This is a genomic window from Microbacterium sp. KNMS, from assembly GCF_053851835.1.
The window spans coordinates 59,585-74,133 of record NZ_JBSQBP010000021.1 but is presented as its reverse complement, the minus strand read 5'-3'; the positions used below and the strand labels follow the sequence as shown (position 1 = coordinate 74,133).

The 14,549-nt window shown below is 70.6% G+C and carries 10 protein-coding genes; 4 read left to right on the top strand and 6 right to left on the bottom strand.

The features are described 5' to 3' along the window. Nucleotides 1-150: 150 nt before the first annotated feature. The 3 genes from ACWXWW_RS13410 to ACWXWW_RS13400 form a co-directional block, all read right to left on the bottom strand. Nucleotides 151-249, bottom strand: coding sequence for a 30S ribosomal protein bS22 (locus tag ACWXWW_RS13410; protein WP_003792170.1), 99 nt, complete (start codon nt 247-249; stop codon nt 151-153). A 138-nt stretch (nt 250-387) separates the two neighbouring features. After that, a complete protein-coding gene (locus ACWXWW_RS13405) occupies nt 388-591 on the bottom strand; it encodes a helix-turn-helix domain-containing protein (protein ID WP_271174418.1) in 204 nt (67 codons plus the stop codon). A gap of 92 nt (nt 592-683) precedes the next feature. Then, complete coding sequence (locus ACWXWW_RS13400) at nt 684-1,628, bottom strand: TetR/AcrR family transcriptional regulator (protein WP_455970255.1); 945 nt, start codon at nt 1,626-1,628, stop codon at nt 684-686. Nucleotides 1,629-1,711: 83 nt separating this feature from the next. Here ACWXWW_RS13400 and ACWXWW_RS13395 point away from each other — a divergent pair, with 83 nt between their 5' ends. Both ACWXWW_RS13395 and ACWXWW_RS13390 read left to right on the top strand, forming a co-directional pair. Further along, nucleotides 1,712-2,608, top strand: a complete 897-nt coding sequence (locus tag ACWXWW_RS13395) for an ATP-binding cassette domain-containing protein (RefSeq protein ID WP_455970253.1) — start codon at nt 1,712-1,714, stop codon at nt 2,606-2,608. Beyond that, on the top strand, nt 2,605-3,393 hold the full coding sequence (locus ACWXWW_RS13390; RefSeq protein WP_455970251.1) for an ABC transporter permease: 789 nt from the start codon (nt 2,605-2,607) through the stop codon (nt 3,391-3,393). The genes ACWXWW_RS13395 and ACWXWW_RS13390 overlap by 4 nt, the downstream gene beginning before the upstream one ends. Before the next feature lie 45 nt (nt 3,394-3,438). Here ACWXWW_RS13390 and ACWXWW_RS13385 read toward each other — a convergent pair whose 3' ends face one another. From ACWXWW_RS13385 to ACWXWW_RS13375, 3 genes are all read right to left on the bottom strand, one after another. Then, the gene (locus ACWXWW_RS13385) at nt 3,439-4,785 is read right to left on the bottom strand and encodes a copper amine oxidase (protein WP_455970249.1); all 1,347 of its coding nucleotides are present in this window, start codon (nt 4,783-4,785) and stop codon (nt 3,439-3,441) included. 86 nt (nt 4,786-4,871) lie between these two features. Continuing rightward, nucleotides 4,872-11,585: a hypothetical protein gene (locus ACWXWW_RS13380; RefSeq protein ID WP_455970247.1), complete on the bottom strand. Its 6,714-nt coding sequence runs from the start codon at nt 11,583-11,585 to the stop codon at nt 4,872-4,874. 377 nt (nt 11,586-11,962) lie between these two features. Next, nucleotides 11,963-12,376: an ArsR/SmtB family transcription factor gene (locus ACWXWW_RS13375; RefSeq protein ID WP_271174412.1), complete on the bottom strand. Its 414-nt coding sequence runs from the start codon at nt 12,374-12,376 to the stop codon at nt 11,963-11,965. A 69-nt stretch (nt 12,377-12,445) separates the two neighbouring features. Here ACWXWW_RS13375 and ACWXWW_RS13370 point away from each other — a divergent pair, with 69 nt between their 5' ends. After that, nucleotides 12,446-13,885, top strand: a complete 1,440-nt coding sequence (locus ACWXWW_RS13370) for a TrkH family potassium uptake protein (protein ID WP_455970245.1) — start codon at nt 12,446-12,448, stop codon at nt 13,883-13,885. After that, nucleotides 13,878-14,549, top strand: coding sequence for a potassium channel family protein (locus ACWXWW_RS13365; protein ID WP_271174410.1), 672 nt, complete (start codon nt 13,878-13,880; stop codon nt 14,547-14,549). The genes ACWXWW_RS13370 and ACWXWW_RS13365 overlap by 8 nt, the downstream gene beginning before the upstream one ends.

Genomic DNA, 14,549 nt, shown 5'->3' with positions numbered 1-14,549 from the left:
AGGCCTCTGGGCCCGCTCTGGGTGGGCAGGACGAGGATGACACACCCGACCCATCCACTCTTTCTGGCCGATAACCCGACGACCGGCGATGACGCCCGGATACCAGAAACGCCGGCCCGTGGATCACGGAGCCGGCGTTCGCGGGGGCCGCTACTTCTTGTTGCGGCGCTGGTGGCGAGTCTTGCGAAGCAGCTTGCGGTGCTTCTTCTTCGCCATGCGCTTGCGGCGCTTCTTGATGACAGAACCCACGGAAACCTCGCTATGTCAGGGGTTGGATGTCCGGTCGCGACGGCCGTCGCTGACATCCGGGATCGGGCACCATGGAAAAGTGCCTCAGAGCATCTTATCCCATGATGGGAGCGGCGCCTGAACGCCGACTCGGAGCGCTCAGCCGGCGTCGGCGATGGGGCGCTCCGACGGCATCTCGAGAGCGGCCGTGACGGCGGACTCGGGGACTCGGTAGCTGCGGCCGAACCGGACGGCGGGGAGCTCGCCCGAGTGGACGAGCCGATAGACGGTCATCTTCGAGACGCGCATGATGTCTGCGACCTCGGCGACCGTGAGAAACCGCACATCCGGCAGTTCAGCCATTCCCCCACGACCCTCTCTGTTCGATCCCGACAACTCTAGAGGCTAGCGGAGACGCCTGTAAACCCGAGTGACCCGTGTGACCCGGGCACCCGTCAGCGCGCGGCGCGCTCCCGCGCCTCCTTGAGAGCCTGGGCCTGAGCCCTGCGCGCCTGGCGCAGCACCTTCTCCGCGGCGACGAGCGCCTTCTGCGCGTCTCGGGACGCCTTCGCCGCCGCGCGGTAGCGCTTGTCCTCGAGCACGTCGGCGTCGTCGAGCTCGATCCATCCGCCCTCGCTCGCAGGGGGCTCACCGCGGTCGAGCCGGGCGATGTAGCCCTCGACGCCGTCGAGAAGGCGGGCGAGCCCGAATCGGAAGGGATCGGCCTCGTCGAGGAAGACGCCCGCATCGATCGCGCCGCGCAGCGCGGGATACCCATCGGCGTCGATGACCGCATCGAACAGGGCCGCCTCGCGCGCCGCCACCTCCTCGGGCGCGAGCCCGTCTGCGCGCGCGGCCTCGCTGTAGCCGGCGTTCACGATCCCGCACCACCGCGCCTGCCCGGTGACGGCCAGCGCGACCGCGAGCCGCTCCGACGGAGCGAGCGGCGTCTGCGCCAGCGCGCCGAGGGCCGCATCGAGCCACGCCGAGCTGTTCGGAGTGATCGGCGAGCCCGCGATCGGCAGAGCCAGGATCCACGGATGGCGGAGGTAGATCTCGACCTGCGCGCGGAAGAGCACCTCGAGCGCCCGGCGCCAGCCATCCGCCGTCCGATGCTCCTCGGGGGGAAGCCCCGTCGCCTCCTCCTGCATGAGGAGGAGCAGGTCGTCCTTCGCGCTGACGTACCGGTAGAGCGACATGGGCGTGAAGCCGAGCTTCTTCGCGACGGCGGCCATCGAGACGGCCCCGATCCCCTCGCGGTCGGCCAGCTCGACGGCCGTCTCGACGATGCGCTCGACGCTCATCTCGCGCTTGGGCCCCCGCTGCGGATTCGCGGCGACTCCCCACGCGAGCGCGATGCCGCGGGGCAGCTCGACGGGGGTCTGCTCGGTCTCGCTCATGCGTCTCAGCCTAGGCCTGTATATGACATAAACAGTGTGTCACTGTCATAAACAGTTTCGTTCATACACAGAAGGGAGACGCCATGCGTCCCGCCATCGAGGTGCGAGGACTGCGCAAGCGGTTCGGCGCGCACACCGTCCTCGACGGGCTCGACCTCTCGGTCGAGCCCGGAGAGGTCTTCGCCCTGCTCGGCCCGAACGGCGCGGGCAAGACGACGACCATCAGCATCCTCACGACACTCGTGCACCCGGACGACGGCATCGCGCACGTCGCGGGCCACGACGTGGCGACGCAGCCAGACGAGGTCCGCCGTCGCATCAGCCTGACGGGTCAGTCCGCTGCGGTCGACGACGTGCTCACGGCGTCCGAGAACCTCGTCATGTTCGGCCGTCTCGCCGGCCTGTCGCCCCGAGCCGCCGCCGAGCGCGCGCGGGATCTCCTCGCCCGCTTCGCCCTGTCCGATGCCGCCGCGCGGCGCGTGGGCACGTTCTCCGGCGGGATGCGCCGCCGTCTCGACCTCGCGCTGAGCTTCGTCGTGACGCCCGAGGTGCTCTTCCTCGACGAGCCGACCACCGGTCTCGACACCCGCAGCCGCCGTGACCTGTGGGACGTCATCCGCGCCGTCGCCGCAGCCGGCACCACCGTCTTCCTCACGACCCAGTACCTCGAGGAGGCGGACCAGCTGGCCGACCGGATCGCCGTGCTGCACGAGGGCCGGGTCGCCGCGCTCGGCACGGCCTCGCAGCTGAAGGCGCGCGTGGGCGGCGACACCGTCGAGCTCCACGACGCCCGTGGCGACCTCCTCCGCGAGGTGCCGACGGACGGCACGGTGCCGGGCCTGCGCCGGGCCCTCGACGTGCTCGACGAGTCCGGCGCCGACGGCGTCGTCTCGCTGCGACGCCCGACGCTCGACGACGTCTTCCTCGCCCTCACCGAACCCGCGTCCGCCCGGACGCCTCAGCTCAAGGAGTCCGCATGACCGCCGTCGACCTCGCCCGCCCGCGCCTGCGCGGCCTGACCGCCGAATCGGTCTTCGTCGGGCGCAGCCTCCGCCATTCGCTGCGCGACGGGGAGTCGCTGCTCATGGCCATCCTCCTCCCCGTGATGCTCATGCTCATGTTCACGTGGATCTTCGGCGGCGCGATCGATCCGTCCGGCGGCTACGTCGACTATGTCGTGCCCGGGATCGTCTTCACGTGCGCGGGCTTCGGCGCGGCCTCGACAGCCGTCTACGTCGCCGGTGACATGAAGGCGGGCATCATCGACCGGTTCCGCACGATGCCGCTGCGAGCGAGCGCCGTCCTCACGGGACACGTCGTCGCGAGCCTCATCCGCAACCTCGTGGCGACGGCGATCGTCGTCGGCGTCGCCCTGCTCGTGGGCTTCCGCCCGGCGGCCGGTCCGCTCGAGTGGATCGGGGCCGCCGCGCTCATCGCGCTGTACATCCTCGCCATCACGTACCTCTTCGCCGCGATCGGACTCGCCGCGTCGAGCCCCGAGGGCGCCAACGCCTACGGCTTCGTGCTCCTCTTCCTGCCGTACCTCTCGAGCGGGTTCGTCCCGGTGGACTCCCTGGCCGAATGGCTGCAGCCGATCGCGACCTACCAGCCCGTGACGCCCATCATCGAGACCATCCGCGGCCTGCTCTTCGGCACCGACATCGGTGCACAGGGAGCCTGGGCGCTGCTCTGGTGCGCCGCGATCCTCGTCATCGCGGTGGCCTGGGGCGGATGGCTGTTCCAGCGCAAGGCAGGGCGCCGCTGAGCAGGCGGGCGGAGGGCGCGCCCCTCCGCCCGCTCCCTCCCCTGCTCAGTCCTCCTCGTCGAGGCGGTACCACTTCCGGAACTCGCCCTCGAGCTCGCCGTTGAGCTCCTCGCGCCCGTCCGGCACGGCGACCCGCTGCGCCGTGAGGTCGCGCGGCCGCAGGGCGAACCCCTGCCAGTGCATGTCCATCGGCGACTGATCCTCATCGCGGACGACATGGTGGAAGCCCACGGCGACCCAGGAGACGACATCGCGCAGCTCCTCGTCCGCGGAGTCCTCGATGTAGTCGTGCACGCTCTGCCCGCACGTCGACCCCGCGCCGTTGCGGACGGCGAGCAGCTCGCAGGGGTCGGCATTAGTGAACGCGACGTCGTACGCCTCCTCCTCGCCGTGGAAGAGGTGATCGTGGGTGAAGGTGAAGGTGTCGCTCTTGCCGAGATCGATCTCGTAGGAGATCGGACGGCCATCGGCGTTGAGCACGCCCGGGGCCAGGACGCGCCACCAGCGCCGGTCCTCCCACTGCGCGATCGCCGGATGCTCGATCGCCCGCAGACTGCCCTCCACGATCGGCGCCTTCGGCCCCATCTCCCCTGTGTCCTCCGCGTCGTACTGCTCGACCGCGAGCGCGCCCGGATCGTCGAGCGCCCAGTGGACCCGCCAGACGGCGTTGTGGGAGTGGCTCGTCGCGTGCGCATGATCGCCCTCGCCCACCGCCGAGCCGTGCTCGTGGTCGCTGAAGTCGATCGGCGAGATGTCGCCGGTCGCGCCGAGGTCGGATCGGATGACGCCGTCCGAGCCGAACGAGTACTGCGTGACGTACTCGTACCATCCGACCTTCGAGATCGTGGAGAGCTGCCAGTCCTCACGTCGCGCGGCGACGACCTCGCCGAACTCCCCCGATCGGTACCCGAGCCCGCCGTCGACGATGAGCGAGCACAGCACCTCGCGGTGACGGGTCTTGCCGTACGTGCCGTCGTCGATGTCGGGGATGTCCGTCGCGATCCGCTCCCCGACGCACTCCGTCTCGGTGAGGGTCTGCATCTTCGTGCCGCCGAAGCCGGCGTCGGTGAGGTCGTACGTGGTGTTCTCGCCCGAGTCGTACGGGACCTCGAGCTGCGCGAGCGAGAGCTCCTCCGCGATGAGGACGGGCTCGGCATCGGTCGGCGTGAAGCGGATGTCCGTGAGCACGAGGCCGCGATCGGGATCGACCTGCCAGCACATGGCCCACTCGGCGCCGTTCTCGAGGGCGTTCGCGAGCGGCTCGCCCTGATCGCAGTCGAACACCGCGGCGTGCGGCGCCTCCTCGGGCGCTGCCTGCGGCTCATCCGTGCAGGCGGCGAGCCCGCCCGCCGCCACCAGCGCGATCAACGCGGCCCCCGCTCGCCTTCGCATGCTCTCGATTCTCACAGAACTCCTCCCCCGCACACGCCGACGGCGGCCCCGTCTCCGAGGCCGCCGCCGGTGTGCGCGTCAGATGGTCAGTCCTTGCGGACCAGCCACTTGCTGCGGGTGGCGCCGAGCAGGATGCCCGTGCCGGCGAGGATCACCAGCAGCGCCAGCGGGATCGCGTCGAACTCGCCGCCGGTCGGCGAGAGCGGGCGCTTCTTGCCGCCGCTGTCGCCGTTGCCGTTGCTCGAGCTGTTCGCGTTCGCGTCGCTGTCGTTGTCAGCGTTCGCGTTGCTGTCGCTGTCCGCGGTGCTGTCGTTGTCAGCGTTGGCGTCGGACTCGTTGTCGGAGTCGGCGTTGCTGCTGCTATCAGCGTTACTGCTGCTGTCAGCGTTGCTGCTGCTGTCAGCGTTGCTGGAGCTGTCCGCGTTGCTGCTGCTGTCAGCGTTGCTGGAGCTGTCCGCGTTGCTGGCGCTGTCAGCGTTGCTGGAGCTGTCCGCATTGCTGGAGCTGTCAGCGTTGCTGGAGCTGTCCGCATTGCTGGAGCTGTCCGCATTGCTGGAGCTGTCCGCATTGCTGGCGCTGTCCGCATTGCTGGAGCTGTCCGCATTGCTGGAGCTGTCCGCATTGCTGCTGCTGTCAGCGTTCGCGTCGCTGTCGGCGTTGCTGCTGTCGTCGGCGTCGCCCTCGTTCGCGACGGTCAGCGGCGCCTCGACGAGAGCGTCTCCGTCGGTTCCGACGACCGTGTAGTCGCCGGGCTCCGCGTCAGCGGGAACGGGAACGCACGTGCCGGCTGGCAGGTTGCCGTCGGCGTCCGCGGTGACGACCACCGGGTCGCCCACGGGGTTGCCATCGGCATCCGTCAGCTGGATCGTGACCTCCGAGTTCGGCAGCCAGCCGCCCGAGACGACGTCGGCGCACGTACCGGGCGCCGCCGGGGTCTCGACCTCGAGCGTCGGCGAGTACACGTCGACGGTGTCGGACAGCTGCAGGCCCTCCGCGTCGGCCGCCGTGACGGTGAAGACACCGGCCTCGGCGTCCGCCGGGATCGGCACGACCGTGCCGACCGGCACGTCGCCCTCGGCGTCGGTCGTCACGACCACGGGCTCGCCCGCGTCCGCGCCCTCGGGGTCCGAGAGCTGGAGGGTGACCTCCGACTCAGGGGCCCAGCCGCCCGACGTGATCTCCGACTCGCCGCCAGCCGGAACCGGCGACTCCGCGTCGAGCGTCGGCTCGGCGGAGGCCGCGACGATCTCGACGGTGTCGGAGACCTCCGCGCCATTGCCATCCGTCGCGACGACCGTGAACACGTCACCGGCCGCCGCGTCAGCGGGGGTGGCGACCGTCGTGCCGGCCGGGACGTTGCCGTCCGCGTCCGTCATGACGACCACCGGCTCACCCGAGGCGTTGCCCTCGGCGTCGGTCAGCTGAAGCGAGACCTCCGACTCCGGCAGCCAGCCGCCCGACGTGACCTCGGTCGCGTCACCGGCCTCGACCGGCGACGTCACCTCGATCGCGGGAGCGTAGACCTCGACCGGAGCCGAGACCTCGTTGCCGTTCTCGTCTGCCGCGACGACCTCGTGGTCACCCGCGGCGGCGTCAGCCGGAACCGGGACCGACGTGGCCGGGACGTTGCCGTCCGCGTCCGCCGTGACCGGGACCGCGTCACCCACCGGGTTGCCCTCGGCGTCCACGAGCTGCAGCGTCAGCGGCGCGTTCGCGCCCCAGCCGCCCGTCGTGGCCTCGGTCGCGCCGCCGGCCGGAACCGGAGACGTCGCCTCGATCGTCGGCGCGATGACCTCGACCGGGGCCGAGACCTCGGCGCCATTGGCGTCCGTCGCGATGACGGTGAACACGTCGCCGGCAGCCGCGTCAGCGGGAACCGTCAGCGTGGTGCCTGCGGGCACGCTGCCCTCAGCGTCGGTCGTGACCGTCACGGGGTCGCCGGCGGCGTTGCCGTCAGCGTCCTCGAGCTGGATCGTGACCTCGGACTCGGGAGCCCAGCCGCCCGACGTCACCTCGGTCTCGCCACCGGCGATGACCGGCGAGGAGGCGTCGATGACCGGCGCGTACACCGCGAGCGGAGCGTCGCCCGTGTTGCCGTTCGCGTCCGAGCCGACGACCGTGTAGTCGCCTGCGGGAGCGTCAGCCGGAACCGGGACCGTCGTGCCCGCGGGGACGTTGCCGTCCGCGTCGGTCGTGACGACCACCGGCTCGCCCACGGGGTTGCCCTCGGCGTCCGTCAGCTGGAAGGTGACCTCGGACTCGGGCAGCCAGCCGCCCGACGTGATCTCCGACTCGCCGCCGGCCGGAACCGGCGACTCGGCCTCGACCGTCACCTCGCGGGCGACGATCTCGACCGTGTCGGACACCTCCGCGCCGTTGTCGTCCGCTGCGACCACGGTGAACACGTCACCGGGAACCGCATCGGCCGGGGTCGGGAGCGCCGTGCCGGCGGGGACGTTGCCGTCCGCGTCGGTCGTGACGACCACGGGCTCGCCCACGGGGTTGCCCTCGGCGTCGGTCAGCTGCAGCGAGACCTCGCTGCCGCCGATCCAGCCGCCCGACGTCACCTCGGTCGCGTCACCGGCCTGAACCGGCGATGTGGCCTCGATGACCGGCGCGTAGACCTCGACAGGCGCCTCGACGCTGTTGTCGTTCACGTCGGTGCCGACGACCGTGAAGTCGCCTGCGGGAGCGTCAGCCGGAACCGGAACCGTCGTGCCGGCGGGGACGTTGCCGTCCGCGTCAGTCGTGACGACCACCGGCTCTCCCACGGGGTTGCCGTCGGCGTCCGTCAGCTGCAGCGAGACCTCGGACTCGGGAGCCCAGCCGCCCGACGTCACCTCGGTCTCGCCACCGGCCGGAACCGGCGACGTGGCCTCGAGCGTCGGAGCGATGATCTCGACGGTGTCGCTCACCGTGGCGCCGTTGGCGTCAGAGCCGACGACGGTGAAGACATCCTCGGTCGTCGCGTCAGCGGGGATCGCGATCGTCGTGCCCGCCGGGACGTTGCCGTCCGCGTCGGTCGTGACGACCACGGGGTCGCCCACAGGAGCGCCGCCGTCCGTCAGCTGGAGCGTGACGTCGGTCTCGGGCAGCCAGCCGCCCGACGTGACCTCGGTCGCGCCGCCCGCCGCCTCCGGAGAGGTGACGTCGATCGCAGGTGCGTAGACCTGGACCGGAGCGGAGGCCTCCACGCCGTTGGGGTCGGTGCCGACGACCGTGTAGCCGCCTGCGGGAGCGTCAGCCGGAACCGGAACCGTCGTGCCGGCGGGGACGTTGCCGTCCGCGTCGGTCGTGACCGGGACCGGGGCGCCGACCGGGTTGCCGTCGGCGTCCTCGAGCTGGAGGGTGACCTCCGACTCGGGCAGCCAGCCACCCGAGGTGACCTCGGTCTCGCCACCAGCGGGAACCGGCGACTCGGCCTCGAGGGTCGGCGCGATGGCCGCGACCTCGACGGTGTCCGACACCTCGGCGCCGTTCGCGTCCGTGGCGACGACGGTGAGCACGTCGCCCTCGGCGGCGTCGGCCGGGATCGGGACCACGGTGCCCTCGGGAACGTTGCCGTCGGCGTCCGTCGTGACGACGACCGGCTCGCCCAGCGGGTTGCCGTCGGCGTCCTCGAGCTGGAGGGTGACCTCCGACTCGGGCAGCCAGCCACCCGACGTGACCTCGGTCTCGCCACCGGCGATCTCGGGCGACGTCACGTCGATCACGGGAGCGTAGACCGCGACCGGAGCCGAGATCTCGTTGCCGTTCTCGTCGGCGGCGACCACGGTGTAGTCGCCGGCGGTGGCCTCAGCGGGGACCGGGACGACGGTGCCGGCGGGGACGTCGCCGCCCGCGTCGGTCGTCACCGGGACCGGGTCGCCCACGGGGTTGCCGTCGGCGTCCTCGAGCTGCAGCGTCAGCGGAGCGTCTGCGGGCCAGCCGCCCGACGTCACCGTGGTCTCGCCACCGGCCGGAACCGGAGACGTCGCCTCGATCGTCGGCGCGATGACCTCGACCGGGGCCGAGGCCTCGGTGCCGTTGGCGTCCGCGCCGACCACCGTGTAGGTGCCTGCCGGAGCGTCAGCCGGAACCGGGACCACCGTGCCGGCGGGGACGTTGCCGTCCACGTCGGTCGTCGCGGGAACCGGGTCGCCCAGCGGGTTGCCGTCGGCGTCCTCGAGCTGGAGGGTGACCTCCGACTCGGGCAGCCAGCCACCCGACGTGACCTCGGTCTCGCCACCGGCGATCTCGGGCGACGTGGCCTCGAGCGTCGGCGCATAGACGACGACGGGGGCCTCGACCTGACCGCCGTTGGGGTCCGTGCCGATGACGGTGTAGTCGCCGGGCTCGGTGCCCTCGGGGATCGTGACGCAGGTGTCTGCCGGGACGTTGCCTTCGGCGTCGGTCGTGACGGTGACCGGGTCGCCCACGGCGTTGCCGTCGGCGTCGGTCAGCTGGAAGGTGACATCCGTGTTCGGCAGCCAGCCGCCCGAGACGATCTCAGCGCACGCACCGGGAGCGGCCGGGGTGACCGGCTCGATCGTCGGCGTGTACACCTGGATGACGTCCTGCGCGGTGTCGCCGTTTCCGGCGGTCCCGACGACCGTATAGTCACCCGGCGTGGTGCCCGCCGGGATCGGCAGCGTCGTCCCCGCGGGGAAGGCGCCCGTGTCGTCGGTCGTCACCGTGATCGGGTCGCCGACGGGGTTGCCGTCGACATCCTGCAGCTGAACCGTCACGTCGGTGTTCGGCTCCCAGCCGGTCGACGTGATCTCGGTCTCGTCACCGGCGGGAGCCGGCGTCGAGGCGTCGAGGATCGGCGCGTCAGCGGGCACGACCTGGAGCGGCGTCGAGACCTCGGCGCCGTTCGGGTCGGTGCCGACGACCGTGTAGTCGCCGGGCTCCGTGCCCTCGGGGACGAGGACGCACGTGTCAGCCGGGATGTTGCCCTCGGCGTCGGTCGTGACGACCACGGGGTCTCCCACCGGGTTGCCCGCCGCGTCGGTCAGCTGGAACGTGACCTCCGTGTTCGGCAGCCAGCCGCCCGAGGTCAGCGCGGAGCACTGGCCCGGCTGGACAGGCGTGTCGGCGGTGAGCGTCGGAGCGTAGACCGTGACCGGGGCCTCGGCCGTGAGGCCGTCCGGGTCGGTGGCCGTCAGCGTCAGGTCGCCGGGAGCCGTGTCAGCAGGAACCGGCACGACCGTCCCCGCAGGGAAGGCGCCCTCGGCGTCCGGCGTAACGACGACCGGCTCGCCCACGGGGTTGCCGTCGGCATCGGTCAGCTGCAGCGTCACGTCGGTTCCGGGCGTCCACCCGGTCGACGTCACGTCGATGTCGGTGCCCGCGGGAACGGGCGACTCAGCCGTCAGCGAAATGGCAGCGGCGCAGGCGTCGAAGCGGACGCCGGCGTTGCCGATGTTCAGGCGCGCGAGGTCGCCCCCGAGGAGACCCAGGCTCAGCGCCGAGACCTCCAGCCCGTTCGTGAGGTCTGCTCCACCGCCCGCAGGCGTGCAGCTCGTGGCCTCCTGATGGTTGATCTGCAGCGAGATCGCCGTGGAGAGGATCTCGAGGAACGGGTCCACCGCCGCACGCACCGGGACCGTGATCATGTCGGTCTTGATGGTCGTGAACGCCTGGTACAGCACGCCGTCGGGGTCCGTCAGGACCGGTCCGAGAGCGGCCGTCGCCGTCTGCGCGGCGAGGATGATCGGCGAGAACAGCGCACACGCGGTTCCCGTGCAGGGCTGGGTGATCTGGCCGGCGAGGTTGATCGCGAAGTTCGCGTTGCCCGCCAGCGGGATCGAGCCCGAGAACTGCAGCTCGACCGAGTTCAGCGAGTCCGCCACGGCGCCGAGACCGACCTCGATGACCTTCTCAATGACGTCGTGCACGCTGCTCGCGATGAACGGGTACGTCGTGTCGTCGATGAGCTCGGTGTTCGGGTTCTGGTTGTTGATACCGACCGGCCGGTCGGGGATCACGCCATCGTCGTTGCCGCCGATTCGGGCGAGGTCGATCGTGATGGTGCCGTCACCGAGGTTGAGCGACGCGAGGCCGTCGTCGGTCGTGATCGGCGCGAGCAGCAGTGCATCGAGCACGTCCTGCTGGAGCGTGGTCGCGACGTTGACGTCGAGGCTCGCGCCCGGCACCAGTGCCACGAGGCTGGCGATGTCGAGCGTGCTGTTGATCGTGTCTACGAGCGTCTGCTCGACCTGACCCGCGGCGTCGCTGAGGCTGTCCGCCGCCTCGTCGATGACGGGCGAGTGAATGGTGAGCTTCGCATCCGCGATGCGGTACTGACCTGCCCCGCCGACGCCATCCGGGTCCTGGAGGACACCGTCGATGGCCTGCACCCAGGCTCCGCCCAGACCGAAGCTGAAGTCGGCCTGGTCGATGGCGACGTCGGTGATGCCTCCGACGCCCGCCGCGGTGAAGAGCGAGAGCAGGTCGATCGACGCCGTGCCGAACGCCGCCTGGTCGCCGTCGAGGCTGATGCCCCCGTCGCCGCCCGCGATGCCCGAGATGCCCTCCGCGTTCTGCGGATCCGTCGCCGTCGAACGGCTGAGGAGCGCGCCCGCCTGTCCGTAGTCGATGATCTGATCGATCGGGAGCGTGAGCCCGCCCAGGTCGATGAGCTCCCCGCCGAGCAGCGAGGCCTGGAACGCCTCCTCGTTCGGTCCGGGGTCCGAGACCGAGCCCGCGTGCGAGTGAGCTGCGCCGGCGAGGTCGGTGCCGCCGATGACGGTCGTGTCGATGACACTCGCCTCGGCCTCGGCGGGCTCATCCGGATAGGTGTCCAGTCCGGCAGCCATGGCCGCATTCGTCGTGGAGACGATCATGGCCGCGGCGACTGCCGCGGCTGTTCCGGTCAGAAGGCTGGGCAGCTGCCAGCGCTTCCTCCCCCTCGTGCCGCCCCGAGCCGGCGGCAGATTTCGCTGTTGACGCATCAACCTTCGCCCTTCTGTGTGACGCAACTCCCCCAAGTGCCGACACCGGTCGACCGAGCGCGCTCGTGATGCCAGTATTACGGGATCACATTCAGGATGTCCACAGGCGATCGGAAAGTTCCTCTCAGTGTCGAGAGGACGCCGAGAACCGCTTTCGCAGCGCGGAACTCAGCCGCGACGGGGCGGCCCCGACGGGGCGGCGTGCAGGCCGCGCGAGAGGGCGGCTCTTCGATCCGGGCGGCTCAGGCACCGAGGCGACGCAGCGCCGACTGCACCACGTTCTTGGCGGAGGCCGCAGCGCGGCCGACCGACTCCGCCACTCGCGCGGCCGGCTCCGGCAGGGTCGGCGCGTACGACGCGGCCTCCTCCGCGAGATCGGACTCGTCGACGAAGAACGGCACCAGCCAGTCGTCGACCGCCTCGAGCGGCTCGGGCGACAGGCTGTAATAGCGGTGCTGCCCCTCTTCGCGCACCGAGACGAGACCGGCTTCGCGCAGCACCTTCAGGTGCTTCGAGACGGTGGGCTGGCTGACCCCCATCTCGGCGACGATCTGCGAGACGCTCGTGCCGTCCTGGCCATCCGACGATCGGCGAAGCAGAAGCTGAAGGATGTCGCGCCTCGTGCCGTCCGCGATCACGTCGAAGATGTCCGCCATGCCGATAGGTTAGCCGCGCGCGCCGCGGAGTACCATGATGGGCGACTTCGGCGCGAAGGGGGAGAGCGGATGGCGACGAGCCGGTCGGCGGCACTGGCCGGCGCGTTCAAGGATGCCGGGCGGGAGCTCGGCCAGTTCTTCCGCGACTTCACGACGTCCTCGCCAGCGCGATTCGCCATCCTCGTGTTCGTCTCGCTGATCCTCATCTTCACGGCGCTGCTGTCTCTTCCGATCGCGAGCGACGACCGCTCGCGCACCCCGCTGTCGGACGCGCTGTTCACGGCCGTCTCGACCATCTGCGTGACCGGCCTGTCGACGGTGGACATGGCGACGCACTGGTCGGCCTTCGGGCACGCCGTCATCTTCATCGGCGTCAACATCGGCGGGCTCGGTGCGCTCACGCTCGCGTCGCTGCTCGGGCTCGTGATCTCGAAGCGGCTGGGCCTGCGCGCCAAGCTGATCGCAGCGGGGGACACCAACCCGCTGCGATCGCACGGAGGCGTCGTCAACGAAGGACAGGCGGTGCGCCTCGGTGAGATCGGCCAGCTGCTGCGCGTCGTCGCCCTGTCGACCCTCGTCATCGAGGTGGTCGTCGCCGTGCTCCTCTACTTCCCGATCGTCTGGGCCGGCTACAGCTGGCTCGACGCCGCGTGGATCGCCCCGTACTACGCCGCGATGTCGTTCACGAACACGGGCTTCACGCCGACCGTCGGCGGGCTCGAGTCGTTCCACACCGACTACTTCTTCCTGACCGTCCTCATGATCTCGGTGTTCCTCGGCAGCATCGGGTTCCCCGTCATCTACGCGCTCTCGCGTCAGCTCACCCAGCCGCACCGCTGGCCGCTGCACACGAAGCTCACGCTCATCACCACCGTCATCCTCTTCGTCGCGGGCGCGGCGGTGTTCCTCGTCCTCGAGTACGGCAACCCCGGAACCTGGGGTGAGAGCGATGCGTGGGACACGACGTTCCAGGCGTTCTTCCTCAGCGCGATGACGCGGTCCGGGGGCTTCTCCGTGATCGACCCCGGTGAGATGTACGAGTCGTCGATGCTCGCGGCCTCGATGCTCATGTTCGTCGGCGGCGGCTCGGCGTCGACCGCGGGCGGCATCAAGGTCACGACCCTCGCCGTGCTCGCGCTCTCGGTGTGGTCGGAGGCCAAGGGCCGACGCAGCGTCGAGGTGTTCGGGCGGCGCATCCCGAGCGACGTGCAGCGCGTGGCCGTCGCCGTCCTCGCGTGGGGCGCCACGATCGTCGCGCTGTCGACCATCATCATCGCGCAGATCACCAAGGCGCCCCTCGCGGAGGTGCTGTTCGACGTCATCTCGGCCTTCGCGACCGTGGGGCTCTCGACCGGTCTCACCGCGGAGCTGCCCGACTCCGCCGTCTACGTTCTCGCCGTCACGGTCTTCATGGGGCGCGTTGGTACAGTGACCCTCGCCGCGGCCGTGGCCGCGACCTCCAAGTCGCAGCAGTACGCGCTGCCCGTCGAAAGGCCCATCGTTGGTTGAGCAGATCCGCAGCGACGCGCCCGTCCTCGTCATCGGACTCGGACGCTTCGGCGCCGCCTGCGCGGGAGAGCTCGATCGGCTCGACCGCGACGTCCTCGCGATCGACGACAACCTCGATCTCGTGCAGAAGTGGTCCGAGCGGGTCACCCACGCCGTTCAGGCGGATGCCCGGAGTCTCGAGGCCCTCCAGCAGATCGGCGCCGGCGACTTCCAGGTGGCCGTCGTCGCCGTCGGCTCCTCGATCGAGGCGTCGGTGCTCATCACCGCCAATCTCGTCGACCTCAAGGTGCCGCAGATCTGGGCGAAGGCCGTCTCGCAGTCGCACGGCAAGATCCTCGCCCGCGTCGGCGCCAACCACGTGATCTACCCCGAGCGGGAAGCAGGAGAGCGCGTCGCCCACCTCGTGAGCGGCCGCATGCTCGACTTCATCCGCTTCGACGACGACTTCGTGCTCGCGAAGATGTACCCGCCTCGGTTCATCCGAGGTCGCGGCCTCAATGAGTCGGGCGTGCGCTCGAAGTACAACGTGACCGTGGTCGGCGTGAAGAGCCCCGGCAAGCCGTTCCGCTACGCCGAGGCGAACACGGTCGTGACGAACCACGACCTCATCATCGTCTCGGGAACGAACGAGGACATCGAGCGCTTCGCCTCGCTGGATCGCTGA